The sequence below is a fragment of the Paraphotobacterium marinum genome, from assembly GCF_002216855.1.
Taxonomy (GTDB): domain Bacteria; phylum Pseudomonadota; class Gammaproteobacteria; order Enterobacterales; family Vibrionaceae; genus Paraphotobacterium; species Paraphotobacterium marinum.
Window position 1 is genome coordinate 1,164,276 of sequence record NZ_CP022355.1, and the last position, 18,754, is coordinate 1,183,029.

Here is an 18,754-nt window from a genome sequence, read left to right on the forward strand (position 1 = left end):
AATTTTAATCTACTCATTGTAAATAATTTTTGTGACTTTAATTTATTTTATAGATTTTATTTTATAGATTTTATTTTATAATTAAAATCCAATTTTAAATTTGTTAGGGGTATGCTACAGCAAGTTAAAATTTCACTTGATTGAATATAGGCAATAGAATCTTGGTTAAATCGAACATCTCCTGATAACAATTTACATTTACAGGCTCCACAAAATCCACTTCTACATTGATTTTCTATATTAAATCCAGCCTTTTCCAGCTGGATTAAGAGGGGTTCTTTTGGATTTAGCTTCATCTCTATTGATTCTTTTTCAATAATTAATGTACTCAAAAGTCCTTCTCCCTTTTATAATTCAAAATCACCGAGATCTTCATCCTCAACATCATTGGAAATTTGTCCGACAAGGTATGAGCTTATTTCGACTTCTTGAGGAGCTACTTGAACATTATCAGAAGAAAGCCAAGTATTTATCCAGGGAATTGGATTTTGTTTGGCTTGTGGATATGCTGGTGACAGTCCAACTGATTCCATTCTTAAATTTGTTATGTATTCAACATATTGGCAAAGTATATCTTTATTTAACCCAATCATTGAACCATCTTTAAATAAATATTCAGCCCATTCTTTTTCTTGTTCAGCGGTTTTGTAAAAAATATCAAACGACTCATTTTCTAATTCTTTTGATATTTGGAACATTTCAGGGTCGTCTTGATTATTTTTGAATAAATTTAAAATATGTTGAGTACCACTTAAGTGAAGAGCCTCATCTCTAGCAATTAGTTTGATAATTTTTGCATTTCCTTCCATTAGTTTTCTTTCAGCAAATGCAAATGAACAAGCAAAGCTTACATAAAATCTAATAGCTTCAAGAGCATTTATAGACATTAAACATAAATATAATTGTTTTTTTATGTCATAAAGGGAAATATTAATTTTTTGATCATTTATAATATGATTTCCTTCGCCCAATCTATGATAATCATTGATAGATACGATAAGATTATCATAGTACTTTGAAATATCTTCAGCTCTTTTAACTATATGTTCATTTTGCACAATATCATCAAATATTATAGATGGATTATTAACAATATTTCTTATTATGTGGGTATAGGATCTTGAATGAATTGTTTCCGAGAAGGCCCATGTTTCAATCCAAGTTTCAAGCTCTGGAATTGAAACAATAGGTAAAAGGGCAACATTAGGGCTTCTGCCTTGTATAGAATCTAGAAGAGTTTGGTATTTTAGGTTACTAACAAATATATGTTTTTCATGCTCAGGTAGATTTTGATAGTCTATTCTATCACCTGATATATCAACTTCTTCAGGCCTCCAAAAAAAAGATAATTGTCTTTCTATAAGTTTTTCAAAAATTTCAAATTTTTGTTGATCATAACGAGCTATGTTAACTGGCTGACCAAAAAACATAGGTTCTTTTAATGGGTTATTACTTGATTGAACAAAAGTACTATATTTCATAAAAACAATTCTCTCGATTCCTTTATTAAATTTTGCAACTTGCACAGTCTTCGGCAGTTTCATTCTGCTGATCAGAAGCACCATCTCTTGTATTATGATAGTACAAAGTTTTAATACCTAACTTATAAGAAGTTAATAAGTCTTTTAATAAGGTTTTCATTGGTACTTTACCATCAGGAAACTTCATGGGGTCATAATTAGTATTAGCTGAAATTGACTGATCTATAAACTTCTGCATTATACCAACCAATTCTAAATAACCATTATTATTTGGTATATTCCATAATAGCTCATAATTATCTTTATATTTGGCGTATTCAGGAACAACTTGTTTAAGAACTCCATCTTTTGAAGCTTTAATCGATACAAATCCTCGAGGTGGTTCAATGCCACTTGTCGAGTTTGAAATTTGTGAAGATGTCTCCGATGGCATTAATGCGGAAAGGGTCGAGTTTCTCAATCCAAATTTCACAATATCTTCTCTCAACTTCTCCCAGTCTAATTTTAGGGCTGTATTACAAACTTTATCTAAATCTTTTTTATAAGTATCTATTGGTAAGATTCCTTGAGAGTATGTTGTTTCGTGAAACTTCGGACACTTACCTTGCTCTTTTGCGAGCTCCATAGATGCCTTCAACAAATAGAATTGAAGAGCTTCAAATGTTTCATGAGTTAATTGATTCGCGCTCCCATCTGAGTATCTTTTGTTGTTTTTGGCTAAGTAATATGCAAAATTTATAACACCAACGCCTAGAGTCCTTCGATTCATTGTTGCTTGTTTGGCCGCCGGTAAAGGGTAATCTTGATAATCTAATAGAGAGTCTAAGGCCCTTACTGTTAAATTGGATAAATTTTCCAATTCATCAAGTGACTGAATTTTACCTAAATTTATCGCTGATAAAGTACAAAGTGCTATTTCACCTTCAGGGTCTTCTACATTATTTAAAGGCTTGGTCGGTAATGCAATTTCTAAACATAAATTAGATTGTCTAATTGGAGCTACTGCTGGATCAAATGGACTGTGAGTATTACAGTGATCGACATTTTGGATATAGATTCGTCCTGTAGATGCTCTTTCCTGCATTAATAATGAAAACAAATCAATTGCTTTGATTTGTTTGCGTTTTATTGTTTTTTCATTTTCATACTTTACGTATAACTCTTCAAATTTATTTTGATCTTGAAAAAAAGCATCATATAAACCAGGCACATCAGATGGAGAAAATAATGAAATATTTTCTCCTTTAATTAAACGAGTATACATTAATTTATTTATTTGAACACCGTAATCCATGTGTCGTACTCTGTTTTCTTCAATACCTCTGTTATTTTTTAAAACAAGTAGAGATTCTACTTCAGCATGCCATATTGGGTAGAAAAGAGTAGCGGCACCACCTCTAACGCCTCCTTGTGAACAACATTTAACAGCTGTTTGAAAGTACTTATAAAATGGAATACATCCAGTGTGGTATGCCTCACCATTTCTGATAGCGGAACCTACACCTCTGATTCTTCCAGCATTTATTCCTATACCTGCTCTTTGTGATACATAACGGACTATAGAGCTTGCTGTAGCATTGATTGAATCTAAGCTATCATCACACTCAATTAAAACACAAGAACTAAATTGACGAGTTGGTGTTCTCACTCCAGCCATAATAGGTGTTGGTAGAGAAATTTTGAAAGTTGAAATAGCATCATAGAACTCTTTTATGTATTTCAATCGTGTTTCTTTTGAGTACTTTGAAAATAAACATGCTGCAATTAAAATATATAAAAATTGAGGGCTTTCATATATATCGCCTGTCACTCTATTTTGAACAAGGTACTTTCCTTCAAGTTGTTTAACCGCTGAATATGAAAAAGACATATCACGCCAATGATCAATATAGGTCTCGATTTCTTCAATTTCTTCTTTGGTATAATCATTGAGAATATGTTGGTCATATTTTCCCTTTTCTACTAAATTAACTATGTGATCATAGAGTCTTGGGGGCTCAAATTGATTGTATGCTTTCTTACGAAGATGAAAAATTGCTAACCTAGCCGCTATATGTTGATAATCGGGTGTTTCTTCAGAAATTAAATCTGCAGCTGATTTGATTATTGTTTCGTGAATTGTTGATGTTGTAATACCGTCATAGAATTGTATTTGTGCTTTCAATTCGATTTGCGACACTGAAACGTTTTCAAGGCCTTCTGATGCCCATGTTATTACTCGATGAATTTTATCAAGTAAAAGAGGTTCGCGTTTACCATTTCTTTTAAGAATGCTTATTTGTTTGTTCATTTTGAAATCCATTAATGCGTAATATTAAAAACACAATATGTAGTATTAATTAATAATATAAAAACAAGATAGAGTATTTTTTTAATAAAAGCAAGGTATATAACATTCAGTAACCTGTGGATAATTACGTTACTTTTATTTAATAAGTTGTGATTATTCAATGCAAGAGTATGTTTTAGAAAACTTTTAAGTATTTTAGAGAATTTTTGAAATATTTTTCAAATTATCCGATTCTTTAAAAATATTTTAATCAATAAATTTAGCGTGTAATATATAATTAACATCTACATTATTATTGCTCAGTGAAAACTTGTAAGTTAATGGATTGAATAAGATGCCAGCAATTCGTTGCTCTTCAAATTTGGTATTATCAAGTATTTCCATAATGTCAGAGGGCTTTAAAAACTTTTTAAAATCATGAGTTCCATTAGGAACAATTTTGAAAATTTTCTCAGCGGCCAAAATTGCTAAAAGATAAGATTTCATATTTCTATTAAGAGTCGATAGAAATATGTGACCATTGGGTTTAATAAGTTTTGCACATGATTTTATTATGGAAGAAGGATCGGGAACATGCTCAAGCATTTCGAGACAAGTTATAATATCGTATTTTTTCTGTGATTCATTAGCAAACTCTTCGATGGTAAGGTGCTTGTAACTTATGTCTAAATTAGATGCATAAGCATGCTCTTTAGCAATATTGATTGATGCCAAAGCAGGATCCAAACCTGTTACTTTCGCTCCTTCTTTAGCTAAAGCTTCAGAAAGAATACCTCCACCACAACCAATATCGAGAATTTCTTTCCCAAATATTCCACTGCATTGCTCAGTGATGAAATCTAGCCTAATAGGATTCATTTCATGTAATGGTTTAAATTTACCATTGAGATCCCACCACTCATTGGCGATATTGTTAAATTTATCCAGTTCTGTGTTATCAATGTTATTGTTCATTTCATTTTAATAAAATTTTAAAATTTATATATTTAATATTATTTAAATTTTAATAGAAAGTACATCATATTTAAAAAAAATTGAAAATATAATTTATCATACTGAGACTAAACTAGTTATAAAATTAACTCTAGTGTGATAAAATAAAAAAAAAATTCACATACTTCTATCTAAAGGATTTATCAATAATGAGTGATAAAGCTAGTGCAATAACACCAATTAATATCGAAGATGAACTTCAAAACTCATATTTAGATTATGCGATGTCTGTTATAGTTGGGAGAGCATTACCTGACGTAAGAGATGGTTTAAAACCAGTTCATAGGCGAGTTTTATACGCCATGAATGGATTAAATAATGATTATAATAAACCTTACAAGAAATCGGCTCGTGTAGTTGGTGATGTAATTGGTAAATACCATCCGCATGGCGATACTGCTGTTTATGATGCTATTGTCCGTATGGCGCAGCCATTTTCATTAAGATATATGCTTGTTGATGGACAAGGAAATTTTGGCTCTGTTGACGGGGATTCACCTGCGGCTATGAGATATACAGAAGTTCGTATGACTAAATTGTCTCATAAATTATTGGCAGATATTGATAAAGAAACAGTTGATTTTGGACTAAACTATGATGAAACAGAAAAAATTCCCGAAGTTTTGCCAACTAGAGTACCCAATTTACTTATAAATGGCTCATCAGGTATTGCTGTGGGAATGGCTACAAATATTCCACCACATAATTTAGGTGAAGTTGTTGATGGTTGTATTAAGTTAATCGATAATGAAAATATTACGACTCAGGAATTAATGGAGGTTATTCCAGGCCCAGACTTTCCAACTGCTGGAATTATAAGCGGTCAACAAGGTATTATTGATGCTTACAACACGGGGCGTGGCAAAGTGTACATGCGAGCCCAAACAGATATTGAAGTAAGTTCAAATGGTAAAGAAACAATCGTAATTACTGAAATTCCTTACCAAGTGAATAAAGCTCGTTTGATAGAAAAAATTGCAGAATTAGTTAAAGATAAAAAAATTGAAGGTATAAGTGCTTTAAGAGATGAGTCCGATAAAGATGGAATGAGGATTGTAATTGAATCTAAACGTGATGCCTCAGCTGAAGTAATTCTTAATAATTTATTCAACCACACTCAATTACAGTGTACATTTGGTATAAATATGGTTGCATTAGATAATGGCCAGCCAAAACTATTTACCTTAAAAAAAATGTTAACAGCTTTTGTTAATCATAGAAGAGAAGTAGTAACAAGAAGAACAATTTTTGAATTGAAAAAAGCTAGAGATAGAGCACATATATTAGAAGGTTTAGCTGTAGCACTGGTTAATATAGATGAAATTATAGAATTAATTAAGAATTCGGAAACATCACAAGTAGCAAAAAATGAACTTACGAATCAAGGTTGGAGTTTAGGTGAAGTAAAGGCGTTATTATTTCAAAGTGATAATGAACAAAATGTAGCGAAGCCTGATTGGCTTGAAGATGGATTTGGAGTTATTTCTGATAAATATTACCTAACAGAACAACAAGCGCAAGCAATCCTAGATATGCGCTTACATCGATTAACAGGGCTTGAGCATCAAAAGATTTTTGATGAATATAAATCTTTACTCGAACAAATTAGAGAATTGATTCATATTTTAAATAGTCGTCAAAGGTTAATGGAGATTATTCGAGAAGAATTGCTTGAAATACGAGAAGAATTTGCTGACTCAAGAAGAACCGTAATATCATCAGCGATACATGATATAGATTTAGAAGATCTTATTAGACCAGAAGAAGTTGTACTAACACTATCACATGAAGGTTATGTCAAGTATCAACTTTTAACTGAGTATGAAGCACAAAGAAGAGGTGGAAGGGGTAAGTCAGCTACATCAATGAAAGACACTGATTTTATTGAAAAGCTTATTGTTGCGAATACACATGATAGTATATTATGTTTTTCAACAAGAGGTCGATTGTATTGGTTGAAGGTTTATCAATTACCTCAGGCTAGTCGAGCTGCGAAAGGTAAGCCAATAGTTAATTTACTGCCATTACAAGAAGACGAAAGAATAACCGCTATTTTGCCAGTTAAAAGCTTCACTAATGATCACTTTGTTGTGATGGCAACTGCTCATGGAGTAGTAAAGAAAACAGCTTTAGATGCATTTAGTAGGCCAAGAGCTGGCGGTATCATTGCTATAAATTTACGTGATGGTGATTCCTTAATAGGAGTTTCCATAACAAGCGGAACAAATAATATTATGTTATTTTCAAAGAAAGGGAAAGTTGTAAATTTCCATGAAGATAACATAAGAGCTATGGGTAGAAGCGCTACAGGAGTTAGAGGAATAAACCTTGACAAAGACGAAGTTGTTTCGTTAATTATTCCAAATGAAAATGGTGATGTGCTAACAATCACTCAAAATGGATTTGGAAAAAGGACAGATATAAGTGAATATCCAGTCAAAGGAAGAGCAAATAAAGGAATTATTTCTATTAAAATATCTGAAAGAAATGGTTTAGTTGTTGGGGCTGTTCAGGTTCAAGAGTCTGATGAATTTATGATGATTACTGATCAGGGAACATTGGTTAGAACAAGGGTTTCTGAAGTAAGTCGTATCGGAAGAAATACACAAGGTGTTACTTTGATTAAAACATCTGATAAGGAACATGTTGTTGGTATTCAGAAAATTGAAGAAGCAATTTTTCAAAAAGATGATGTAATTGATGATGATGAAAAAACCAATAATTTGAATAATGAGTGATCTTCAAAATGATGAAAAATTATAATTTTTCAGCTGGGCCAGCTATGATCCCAGATGAAGTTAAAGTTCGTATGCAAAATGATCTATCTGGATGGAAAGTTCCAGGTATATCAGTTGCCGAAATAAGTCACAGATCATCAAGTTATATCGATCTCCTTGATGATACTAAAGAGCGATTTAAAAGTCTTTTAGACATCCCAAATGATTATGAGGTTTTATTCTGTCATGGAGGTGCTCGAGCACAATTTTCAGCTGTGCCATTAAATTTAGTCAGTGAAAATGATAAGCCACAATATTTGAATGGAGGTTACTGGGCCCAAAGTGCTTATGATGAGGCTAGATTATTTTGTAATGCAAAACTTACATCAATTGAACAATATCATAATAAAGTTTATAGTTTGAAGCCCTGCGATGAGTGGGATATTGATATAGATGCACCATATATACATTTTTGTTCAAACGAAACATTAAATGGTATTGAAATAACGCAATTACCTGAACAAAATTTTCCTTTTATTGCGGATATGACATCTAATATTTTGTCTAGACCAATAAATGTGAATAAATTTTCTATGATATATGCAGGTACTCAAAAAAATTTAGGTATTCCCGGGTTAAGTGTAATTATTTTGAAGAAATCTATTATTAATTCTGACAACGAGAGAGTTCCGAGCGTACTGAATTATAAAAAATTACTTGATAGTAACTCTCTATATAATACCCCATCAACGTATGCAATTTATGTTACAAATCTTATTTTAAAATGGATTTCAAGTCGAGGTGGATTAATGAAAATATTTCATGAAAACCAAAAAAAAGCTGATTATTTATATAGCTACTTAGATAATTCACCTTATTATTCTAATAATGTTGATCCGAAATATAGATCTTTGATGAATGTTTCTTTTAATATTGAAGGTAACAACTTTTTAGATGAAAAGTTCATTGAGGCTGCTGAAAAAAATGGTTTACATTACCTCAAGGGACATAGAGCTATTGGAGGTATGCGGGCTTCTATTTATAATGCAATGCCGTTTGAAGCTATTGAAAAACTAGTTAACTTTTTAGATTTATTCACAAAAAACATTAAGTAAATATTTATGAAAAAATTGAAGATAGAACCTATTCAAAGTGTGTCGGGAGAATTGGATATACCAGGTTCGAAAAGTATTTCTAATAGAGTCCTCTTAATTGCAGCATTGGCATCGGGAAATTGTCATATTCATAATCTTCTGGATAGTGATGATGTAAGTTATATGTTAGACGCTTTAAAAAAACTTGGCATTAATTTAAGCCTAAGTGATGATAAAACACAGTGCTCTGTTGTTGGCAATGCAGGTTTATTTAAAAATAATGAAAGTTTGGAATTATATCTTGGAAATGCCGGTACAGCGATGAGACCTCTTGTTGCAGCATTAGCTTTTTCAGGTGGTGAATATCTTTTATGCGGCGAACCAAGAATGCATGAAAGACCGATTGGCGATCTAGTAGAAAGTTTAAGTCAACTAGGCGCAAATATTCAATACCTTAATGAATGTGGATATCCACCATTAAAAATTAAAAAAAGTAATTTAAGTGGTTCTGATAATATATTCATTAAAGGAAATATATCTAGCCAGTTTTTAACCGCTATTTTAATAGTAGCCCCAATGTTGAAAAAAAGGATTCTAATTAACATTGAAGATGAACTTGTTTCTAAGCCATATATTGACATTACTTTAAAGATTATGGAGGATTTTGGGGTTACAGTAATTAATAATAATTATAAAACTTTTGAAATTAATGGAAATCAAGAATATACGTCGCCTTCTTCATATTATATTGAAGGTGATGCATCTTCTGCCTCTTATTTTGTTGCTGCTGCTGCCATATCAGGAGGAACATTAAAAATCAATGGAATCGGGAATAAAAGTATTCAGGGTGATATTGGCTTTCTGGATTTGGTAGAAGATAGTGGGGCTAAAATTGAAAGATTCGATAATTATGTTAGAGTTACCTCTACAAAAAAAATTCATCCAATTGATAGGGATCTAAATCATATACCAGATGCAGCAATGACGGCATTAATCTTAGGATTATTTTCAGGAAAAAAAACTGTTATTAGAAATATTTATAATTGGCGAGTAAAAGAAACAGATAGATTAAGTGCAATGACACATGAATTAAGAAAAATAGGTGCAGAGGTTGTTGAAGGAAAAGATTTTATTGAAGTATCGCCAATTCAAAAATTTAATGTAGCTGAAATAGAAACATATAATGATCATAGAATGGCAATGTGTTTTTCTTTAATTGCTCTTTCAGGAACATGTGTCACTATTAAGAATCCATCATGTGTAAATAAAACTTTTCCTAATTTTTTTGATATTCTTGATTCAGTTGCGATAAGAACGGTGGTTTGATTGAGTAGCTTAAAATTAAAAAATATGCAGTTATTAAAATAAAAATGAGATTAAAGATGAATAATTTAATAGTTCCTGTAATAACTATAGATGGTCCAAGTGGAGCGGGAAAGGGTACAGTAAGTCAAATACTCTCAGAAAAATTAGGTTGGAATTTATTAGATTCAGGCTCACTATATAGAATTGTAGCATATGCCATTTTAAAGAATCACATTAATCTAGATGATCAGGTTTGTATTGAACAATTAATCAAATCTATTGATATAACCTATAATGTAACTGAATCATCTACGGAAGTTTTGTTAGATGATAAAAATATTACAAATTACTTAAGGGATGAAAAGATAGGTGAAACTGCGTCTGTTATTGCTGCAAATGAGATTGTTCGAGGATATTTAATTCAGAAACAAAAAGATTTCGCAAAGCCTCCGGGCTTAATTGCTGATGGTAGAGATATGGGAACTGTTATTTTTCCTAATGCTTTATTAAAGATATTTCTTGATGCTTCACCTGAAGAAAGAGCAAGAAGAAGAACTAAACAATTGCAAGATAAGGGTTTAGATGTTAATATTGATGAAATTTTAGCTAATATAATAGATAGGGATCAAAGAGATCGTAATAGAAGCATATCTCCGTTAGTTCCAGCAGATAATGCAATTGTAATAGATTCCACTAATTTGTCTATAAATGATGTTGTTAGCTATATCTTAGAGTCTTATGCTCTATTAAGAAAATAAATTTACTATTAATTTCAAGGACCGAAATTAATTACTTTAACAGCCCCATGTGGTAGGAAACTACGTGGATGTTTATAAAATGAAGATAAAATACATGACAGAATCTTTTGCTCAACTTTTTGAAGAATCACTTAAAGAAATTGAAACACGTCCAGGAACAATTGTTAAGGGCACTGTAGTTGCTATTGATAATGGTTACGTTCTGGTTGATGCCGGTCTTAAATCTGAATCAGCTATCCCAGCAGAACAATTTAAAAATGCATCAGGCGATCTTGAAATTGAAATTGGTACTGAAGTAGACGTTGCTTTAGATGCGATTGAAGATGGATTTGGTGAAACTCAGTTATCACGTGAAAAAGCCAAACGCCATGAAGCTTGGATTGTTTTAGAAAATGCTTATGAAAAAGCAGAAACTATTCTTGGTATTATTAATGGTAAAGTTAAGGGTGGATTTACGGTTGAACTAAATGGTATAAGAGCATTTTTACCTGGTTCTTTAGTAGATGTTAGACCTGTTAGAGAGACTCTACATCTAGAAAATAAAGAACTTGAATTCAAAGTAATAAAACTTGACCAGAAACGTAATAATGTAGTTGTATCACGTCGTGCAGTCATTGAATCAGAAAATAGTGTTGAAAGAGATGAGTTACTAGCTTCTTTACAAGAAGGTATGGAAGTTAAAGGTATTATTAAAAATTTAACTGACTACGGTGCTTTTGTTGATTTAGGCGGTGTTGACGGGTTATTGCATATAACTGATATGGCTTGGAAAAGAGTGAAACACCCAAGTGAAATAGTTAATGTTGGTGATGAAGTTAAGGTCAAAGTTTTAAAATTTGATCGTGATAGAACTCGTGTATCTCTGGGATTAAAGCAATTAGGTGAAGATCCTTGGATTGCAATTGCTAAAAGATATCCTGAAGGTAAACGTTTGTCTGGAAGAGTAACTAACTTAACTGATTATGGTTGTTTCGTTGAAATTGAAGAAGGTGTGGAAGGTTTAGTGCATGTTTCTGAAATGGATTGGACAAATAAGAACATTCATCCGTCTAAAGTAGTAAATGTTGGCGATGAAGCTGAAGTTATGGTTTTAGAAATAGATGAAGAAAGAAGACGAATTAGCCTAGGTCTGAAACAATGTAAAGCAAACCCTTGGCAACAATTTGCTGATGCACAGGAAAAAGGCGATAAAGTTACTGGAAAGATTAAATCAATTACAGATTTTGGTATTTTCATCGGCTTAGAAGGTGGTATTGATGGCTTAGTGCATTTATCTGATATTTCATGGAATGTCGCTGGAGAAGATGCAGTAAGAGACTTTAAGAAAGGTGATGAAATATCTGCTGTAGTGCTTGCAGTAGATGCTGAAAGAGAAAGAATTTCTTTAGGGATTAAGCAAATTGAAGAAGACCCTTTTAATCAATGGACAGCTGACAATAAGAAAGGTGCAGTGGTTAAAGGTAAAGTAATTGAAGTTGATACTAAAGGTGCAACTGTATCTTTGGATAATGGTGTTGAAGGTTACATTAGAGCATCTGAAGCATCTAGAGATCGTGTCGAGGACGCTACTTTAGTTCTTGCGACTGGTGACGAAGTAGAAGCTAAATTTACTGGTGTAGATCGTAAGAATAGAGTTATACACCTTTCAATTAAAGCAAAAGACGCTGCTGAAGAGCAGGAAGCTATGGCTAGTGTTAATAGTAAAAAAGATGATCAGAATTTTACTAATGCAATGGCTGATGCTTTCAAAGCAGCGAAAAGTGAGTAAACACTAAAAAAAATAATATCTATTATAAAATATAAGTTATAATAGATATTAGTCAGTAAATTTTGGAGCTTATTCATGACAAAATCCGAACTTATTGAATCTTTATGTTCTTTAAAGATTCACCTGTCTTCTAAGCAACTTGAAGATTCAATAAATGTTATTGTTGAGTCTATGTCTCAAACTCTTGAAAGTGGAGATAGAATTGAGGTTAGGGGATTTGGTAGTTTTTCTCTTCATTTTAGGGAAGCAAGGATGGGTAGAAATCCAAAAACTGGCGAAAAAGTCCAGTTAGATGGCAAATATGTCCCGCACTTTAAACCAGGTAAAGAACTCAGAGAAAGAGTTGATTACTAGTGTATCTAAAAGCGCTTCAAAGCGCTTTTTTTGAATATATCTATTTTGATTTAATAATATTAATCGTAATTTTTTTAATTTAGTTATACTAGTTAAAATGAGTTGATTTTAATAGCTTTGGGTAACAAAGATGAAGTTTTTTAATGGTTTTTTATTAGCTATTGCCCTTATAATTGTATTGGCGCTGGGGTTTTACAATGATGAAGTCGTGACTCTGAATTATTTGTTTGGTTCACACCAGATCACACTTTCTTTATTAATTGGTTTTTCTTTTGCAGCAGGATTTATAATTTGCTGGTTATTTTGCATTACAAGTTTGTTGAAAAATAAGTTTGAAGTAAGAAAATTGAAAAAAAAAATAAATAAGTCAATAAATACAACTGAAGAGCCAAAAATAGACAATGATAAGTAATACTGAATTATCTGAGAAAATTAAGAATTAATGTTTGATTTACTTTTTTTACTTTTACCCATAGCTGCTGGTTACGGTTGGTATATGGGCAGTAGAAGTGTTCGAGAGAAAAAAGAAGAGGATTCATATAATATTTCAAAAAATTATATTCAAGGGTTAAATTTACTGTTAGCTGATAAAACAGAAAAGGCTCTTGAAGTATTTATTAATTTATTGGAGCTTGATGATGATACCTTAGATACTCACTTAACTTTAGGCAATTTATTTCGTCAAAATGGTGAAATTGAAAAAGCTATAAAAATTCATAAAAGCTTATTAAGTAGGGATGGTTTAACTTTTAATCAAAACTCATTGATACTTCAAGAACTCGCAAAAGATTATTACTCCGTTGGTTTGTATGATAGATCTGAAAAAATTTATTCTAAGCTTTTGGAACAAAACTATGATAATTTGAATGCATTACAAAATCTAGCAAACATATATATTAGAACTAGAGATTGGGAAAAAGCCATTTCAATAACAAAAATAAATAATAATATTGAAAAAAAACAACAAAAAACTCAAATTGCACAATTTTATTGTGAGCTCGCATGTAATGAATTTGACATAGGTAACTACGCTAAAACAGAATCTCTTGTTAAGAAAGCGCTATCTGAAAACCCTAATTGTGTCAGAGCCTCATTATTAATGTGCGACATTCTCAGTAACTCTAAACAAGAAAAAAAATTATTTAAACAACTCGAATTGATTGTGAAACAAGATATTCGTTTTGTAACAGAAATACGCCCATTCCTTGTAAATCTCATTGATAAAATACCTTATAAAGAAATAACTGACTTTTTTGATATATTAATATCAAATAAAGCTGGTACTTCATTTGATATTATGTACTCTAATTTAATCGAAAAAAAAGAAGGCTTTTCTAAGGCACTTGCTTTTATGGACAAGCAAATCAATGCAAACCCCTCAATGAGAAATTTTGCACATTTAATTTTGTTTTATATTAAGAGCTCATCAAATGCACAAGAAAAAAACAATTTAATTAAATTACAAGCTTTGGTTCAAGAAGAAATTAAAACTTTAGCAAAATATCAATGTAACAACTGTGGTTTTGAAACAAACACACTTTTTTGGAATTGTCCTTCCTGTCATAGTTGGGAGACTATTATTCCTGTTAGAGGATTAAAAGGCGAATAAATAAAGGAGAAAAACTTTGAAAAACAAAAATATTATTGTAGCTCTGGATTATGATTCTGAGTATAAAGCTTTAACTTTCCTTGATTCAATAGATCCTTGCAGCTGCCGAATTAAAGTGGGGAAAGAAATGTTCACATTATTTGGCCCCTCATTAATTAAAAGTATTCATGCTAGGGGGTTTTCAGTTTTTTTGGATTTGAAATTTCATGATATTCCGAACACATGCGCAAATGCGGTTCGAGCAGCTGCTGATCTTGGAGTTTGGATGGTTAACGTTCATGCATCAGGGGGAGAAAAAATGATGTCTGCTGCAAAAAAAATAATAGAGCCTTATGGAAATGATAAGCCTTTATTAATTGCAGTAACTGTCTTAACTAGCTTTAGCCCATCGGATCTCATATCTATTGGTATAAATAATTCAACTAATGAACAGGTGCTTCATTTAGCCAAATTAGCTCATCAATGTGAACTTGATGGTGTTGTTTGCTCAGCACTAGAAACACCTTTGATTAAGCAACATATTGATAAAAGCTTTCTTACAGTTACACCCGGCATAAGAATGGATAATGATAATGTAAATGACCAAAGCCGAGTTATGTCACCATTTAATGCGATAAAAAATGGAGCAGATTATCTTGTTATTGGTAGAAGCATAACAAGTTCAGAAAAGCCATCTTCAGTATTGGATAGTATTATTTCGTCTATTCAAAACTAATGATTTTTTTTGTATAGTTCTCTTGGGGATTGAATAATACATCTTTAGTTGGTCCCTGCTCGACAATTTCACCATTTTTTAAAATAATTACCTTATCTGACAGGTGTTTAGCTAAATCTACATTTTGAGAAATAAAAATATAAGAAAGTCCCATTTCTTTTTGCAGATCAATTAATAGATTAAGTATTTGAGCTCTGATTGAAATATCCAATCCATTAATTGATTCATCCGATATAATTATTGATGGTTGTAAAATTAAAGAACGAGCAATCATTACTCTTTGTTTTTGTCCTGCTGATAGCATCGATGAATAAAAAGTAGCATGTTCAGATAAGAGTCCAACTTTTTTTAATATGTTATTTACTCTTATTTTTCTTTCAGTAGAATTCATGTTCGTATTTGTTTTAAGTGGATTTTCAAGAATATCACCAATTTTTAGACTTGGATTAAGAGAGTTGCTTGAATATGAAAATATCATTCTAATTAATCTCGTTCTATGAGAAGAGTTGTAAAAAATATTTCTATCTCCATTTATTTCTATTAATCCTGAAGATGCTTGAGTTATACCAGCAAGAATTTTAATTAAAGTTGATTTTCCGGAGCCATTTTCTCCCATGATTACAAGTGTTTCGGCTTGATTTAATTCAAAATTTATTGCATTTAATATATTAATATTTTTTTAAAAAACAACATTTTTGTAATTTTAATATTCTTAGATATGTTTTGTACATTAAGTAATGGAATATCCATATTTATTTCTCTGATTTTAATTCAATTTTTTAAATTTAGAGGGAAGTGGCAAAAAAACTTGTGATTTTTTAATTTTGTTTGAGGAGGGACCTCAACACATTTTCTCTGGGCATAAGGGCATCTTGGACCAAGTCTACATCCGATTGGTAAAGCTTCCATGGGAGGAACTGACCCTTTTAAAGTAGTAAGCTTACTTTTATGAGGCAGATTAACATTAAAAGAGGGAATTGCATTTAATAAAGCTTTTGTATATGGGTGATGAGGTTCTGAAGTGACAGCTTTGTTTGTACCTGATTCCACAGTTTGACCACAATAAAGAACCGTGATTTTATGAGCAATATTAATAACTCTATTTAAATCATGGCTGATTAGTAATATGGAGGTTTTATTGATTTGATTCATCTTATTTAAAAGTCTAAAAATTTGATCTTCCGTAACAATATCCAGACCGTTCGTTGGATCGTCGGCAATAATAATTTTTGGTTTATTAGCTATAGCCATTATAATCATTATTTTCTGACATTCTCCCTCTGTGAGCTCATGAGGATAACTATTCATTAATACTTTATAATTTCTGATTCCAACTTTATGCATCAATTGCTTCAAATAGGTAGATTTCCATTTAAATCTTTTCCACCATTTCCCAGTGTAAGTAGAATTAAACAGGTTAAATTTTAATTGTTTATCAATTTTTATTGAAGGGTCTAAATAACTTGAAGGTTCTTGGAAAATAATACCAATTTCTTGTGCAACAATTTTTCTTCGTTTTCTAGATGATAATTGCAAAAGATCAATACCATTTAGTCTGAATCTATCAGCGGTTACTATCCAATTAGTTTTTGTAGCTCCAATAATAGCTTTTGCGATTAAGCTTTTTCCCGATCCTGATTCTCCTAATAATCCGCGAATTTCCCCTTCATTAATTAAAAGACTCACTCTATCAAGAGCTTTAAACTCACCATGAGGTGTATTAATGGTAATAGATAAGTGTCTAATATCCAAAAGAGCCATATATTATTCAATTCCTTCATTTAAAGCATTAATAATAGAGTTACTTAAAAAATTTGTAGAAAATATACATATAGATAAAGTTATACCCGGAATTATAATTAACCATGGGGCAATGTAAGTAAATTGAATGGAACTACCAATCATACAGCCCAACTCAGAAGAGGGTGGTTGTGCACCCAAACCAAGAAAACCAAGTGCAGAAATATCTATAATTGTTATAGTCATTCCTCTAGTAAATTCATTTATAATTGGAACTAATAGGTTGGGTAAAAGTGAGTTTTTGAATAAACCCCAATTTTTTTCTCCATCCAGTTTAGCTGCAGTTACATAATTTTTATTCAATTCGGCTTTAGTGATTGTTCTAATATTTCTTATAAATTGTGGTATTAAAGATAATCCAATTGCAAATAAAACGTTAAACTCGCCGGGACCAACTATTATAACTATAATAATTGCAATCAAAATAGAGGGCATTGAAAGAATTGGATCAAGAAAATGATTAATCACGCTAGATTTTAGGCCTCTAGTCATCCCGGAAATGACACCTAAAAATACACCAACTATAATAGAGATTAAAACAACACATATTGAATATCCATAAGTTAATTGTATTCCAGTGATAATTCTTGTAAATACATCTCTACCATAGGAGTCAGTTCCTAAAAAATAATTTAATGATCCTGATTGGTCCCAAGAAGGTTTTAGTAAAGGAATACCTACTGAATCGTTAGGCGAGTAAGGAGAAACAATACTAGCAAAAATACTTACAAAACATATAAATATAACCAACCAAAATGAAACATGGGACAAGGGGTTATTTAAAATATAAATTTTTATTTTTTGAAAGTTATTTACTACTATATCTTTTTTATATACTGATTTATCCTCTTGCATAATTCTCCCTTCTTCTTAAAGGGTCAATAAAGAATCCTAATATATCAAATACCATATTTATAAATAAGATAAAAATACCAATAGAAAGAACACCAGCCTGAATAGCTATTAAGTTTTGATGTTCCATAGCAAAAAGTAACCATCGACCAATTCCTGGCCAAGAAAAGATAGTTTCTGTAATAATAGCAAAGGTTACTAGAGTAGAAAATTGATTGCCAATTTTTGGAATAATTGGAATTACTATATTTTTTAGTAGGTGTCTAAAAATTGTTTTAGTTGTGGATAGCCCTTTGGCATTAGCATTTTTTATAAAGTTTTTTTGAATTAATGATTTGGTTTTGTCCTTGGTATTATTTAAAACCTCTGATGTAGGAACAACCGCTAAAACAACTATTGGAATTAGAATATGAGAAATATTTTGGACATCGATAGTTCCTTTGAAAATAGAAAAAGAATAAGACTCATTAGTTACTAAGCTTACATCATGTGTTGATAAGGGCAAAAAATTAAGTATATATGATGAAAAAAAAACAATGACTACAATGGATAACCAGTATACAGGTATCGATAAACCGATATTTGAAATAAACGAAATTAGTTTATCAACCCATGTGTTATGATTATATCCTGCAATTATTCCAAGTGGAATACCGATCATTAAAGAAAGTAAAAGGGCTAGAGAGCAAAGCTCTATAGTTGCAGGGAAGACATTAAGAACTTGGTTTGTTATATCTGACCTTTCAGCAAATATACCTAAATTACCTTTAAATAACTCTTGAATGTAAAAAAACCAACCGTTCAAAACTCCTGAAAATAAATTAATGTGAGTAATATCAAATCTAATTATACTATAACCAATTAAAGTTAAAAAAAAACTACTAACTATAAATAAGGATACTCTCTTAAACAAATAAAGAAGCATTAAAAATAATCCGAGAGACAAATATCAAAATATAATTTATAATTGTAACTCATTTGTTAGATTTTCGAAATTAAAATATTTGATGTTGAGTGA

General features: G+C 31.2%; 17 protein-coding genes. 9 read left to right on the plus strand and 8 right to left on the minus strand.

From position 1 onward, the window contains the following. Window positions 1–56: 56 nt before the first annotated feature. The 4 genes from yfaE to ubiG form a co-directional block, all read right to left on the minus strand. Entirely contained in the window at window positions 57–332 is a 276-nt protein-coding gene (yfaE, locus tag CF386_RS06115) for a class I ribonucleotide reductase maintenance protein YfaE (protein WP_225971690.1), read from the minus strand. A 15-nt stretch (window positions 333–347) separates the two neighbouring features. Further along, on the minus strand, window positions 348–1,481 hold the full coding sequence (gene nrdB / locus CF386_RS06120) for a class Ia ribonucleoside-diphosphate reductase subunit beta (RefSeq protein WP_089073771.1): 1,134 nt from the start codon (window positions 1,479–1,481) through the stop codon (window positions 348–350). Between the two features lie 25 nt (window positions 1,482–1,506). Next, window positions 1,507–3,771 carry a class 1a ribonucleoside-diphosphate reductase subunit alpha gene (gene nrdA / locus CF386_RS06125; RefSeq protein WP_089073517.1) on the minus strand — a complete coding sequence of 755 codons (2,265 nt, stop codon included), beginning with the start codon at window positions 3,769–3,771 and terminating at the stop codon, window positions 1,507–1,509. Window positions 3,772–4,017: 246 nt separating this feature from the next. Then, on the minus strand, window positions 4,018–4,725 hold the full coding sequence (gene ubiG / locus CF386_RS06130) for a bifunctional 2-polyprenyl-6-hydroxyphenol methylase/3-demethylubiquinol 3-O-methyltransferase UbiG (RefSeq protein ID WP_089073518.1): 708 nt from the start codon (window positions 4,723–4,725) through the stop codon (window positions 4,018–4,020). Between the two features lie 188 nt (window positions 4,726–4,913). On the opposite strand from ubiG, the gene gyrA reads away from it, so the two are divergent. The 9 genes from gyrA (at window position 4,914) to pyrF (ending at window position 15,084) form a co-directional block, all read left to right on the plus strand. Then, window positions 4,914–7,502, plus strand: a complete 2,589-nt coding sequence (gene gyrA, locus CF386_RS06135; RefSeq protein ID WP_089073519.1) for a DNA topoisomerase (ATP-hydrolyzing) subunit A — start codon at window positions 4,914–4,916, stop codon at window positions 7,500–7,502. 8 nt (window positions 7,503–7,510) lie between these two features. Further along, window positions 7,511–8,596 carry a 3-phosphoserine/phosphohydroxythreonine transaminase gene (gene serC / locus CF386_RS06140; RefSeq protein WP_089073520.1) on the plus strand — a complete coding sequence of 362 codons (1,086 nt, stop codon included), beginning with the start codon at window positions 7,511–7,513 and terminating at the stop codon, window positions 8,594–8,596. A 6-nt stretch (window positions 8,597–8,602) separates the two neighbouring features. Beyond that, complete coding sequence (gene aroA / locus CF386_RS06145; RefSeq protein ID WP_089073521.1) at window positions 8,603–9,901, plus strand: 3-phosphoshikimate 1-carboxyvinyltransferase; 1,299 nt, start codon at window positions 8,603–8,605, stop codon at window positions 9,899–9,901. A 56-nt stretch (window positions 9,902–9,957) separates the two neighbouring features. Beyond that, complete coding sequence (gene cmk, locus CF386_RS06150) at window positions 9,958–10,638, plus strand: (d)CMP kinase (protein ID WP_089073522.1); 681 nt, start codon at window positions 9,958–9,960, stop codon at window positions 10,636–10,638. 94 nt (window positions 10,639–10,732) lie between these two features. Then, the gene (gene rpsA, locus CF386_RS06155; protein ID WP_089073772.1) at window positions 10,733–12,406 is read left to right on the plus strand and encodes a 30S ribosomal protein S1; all 1,674 of its coding nucleotides are present in this window, start codon (window positions 10,733–10,735) and stop codon (window positions 12,404–12,406) included. Window positions 12,407–12,481: 75 nt separating this feature from the next. Continuing rightward, entirely contained in the window at window positions 12,482–12,760 is a 279-nt protein-coding gene (locus CF386_RS06160) for an integration host factor subunit beta (protein ID WP_089073523.1), read from the plus strand. A gap of 130 nt (window positions 12,761–12,890) precedes the next feature. Then, entirely contained in the window at window positions 12,891–13,172 is a 282-nt protein-coding gene (locus tag CF386_RS06165) for a LapA family protein (RefSeq protein ID WP_089073524.1), read from the plus strand. Between the two features lie 30 nt (window positions 13,173–13,202). Beyond that, window positions 13,203–14,369 carry a lipopolysaccharide assembly protein LapB gene (lapB, locus tag CF386_RS06170; RefSeq protein ID WP_089073525.1) on the plus strand — a complete coding sequence of 389 codons (1,167 nt, stop codon included), beginning with the start codon at window positions 13,203–13,205 and terminating at the stop codon, window positions 14,367–14,369. Window positions 14,370–14,385: 16 nt separating this feature from the next. Next, entirely contained in the window at window positions 14,386–15,084 is a 699-nt protein-coding gene (gene pyrF, locus CF386_RS06175) for an orotidine-5'-phosphate decarboxylase (protein WP_089073526.1), read from the plus strand. Here pyrF and CF386_RS06180 read toward each other — a convergent pair. The 4 genes from CF386_RS06180 to CF386_RS06195 form a co-directional block, all read right to left on the minus strand. Beyond that, window positions 15,071–15,700, minus strand: a complete 630-nt coding sequence (locus CF386_RS06180; protein ID WP_264080462.1) for an ATP-binding cassette domain-containing protein — start codon at window positions 15,698–15,700, stop codon at window positions 15,071–15,073. The genes pyrF and CF386_RS06180 overlap by 14 nt on opposite strands. Before the next feature lie 155 nt (window positions 15,701–15,855). After that, window positions 15,856–16,845 (minus strand): peptide ABC transporter ATP-binding protein, encoded by a 990-nt coding sequence (locus tag CF386_RS06185; RefSeq protein ID WP_089073527.1) that lies wholly within the window; start codon window positions 16,843–16,845, stop codon window positions 15,856–15,858. A 3-nt stretch (window positions 16,846–16,848) separates the two neighbouring features. Then, on the minus strand, window positions 16,849–17,739 hold the full coding sequence (locus CF386_RS06190) for an ABC transporter permease subunit (protein WP_089073528.1): 891 nt from the start codon (window positions 17,737–17,739) through the stop codon (window positions 16,849–16,851). Continuing rightward, window positions 17,726–18,661 carry an ABC transporter permease subunit gene (locus CF386_RS06195; RefSeq protein ID WP_089073529.1) on the minus strand — a complete coding sequence of 312 codons (936 nt, stop codon included), beginning with the start codon at window positions 18,659–18,661 and terminating at the stop codon, window positions 17,726–17,728. The genes CF386_RS06190 and CF386_RS06195 overlap by 14 nt, the downstream gene beginning before the upstream one ends. Between the last annotated feature and the right edge of the window lie 93 nt (window positions 18,662–18,754).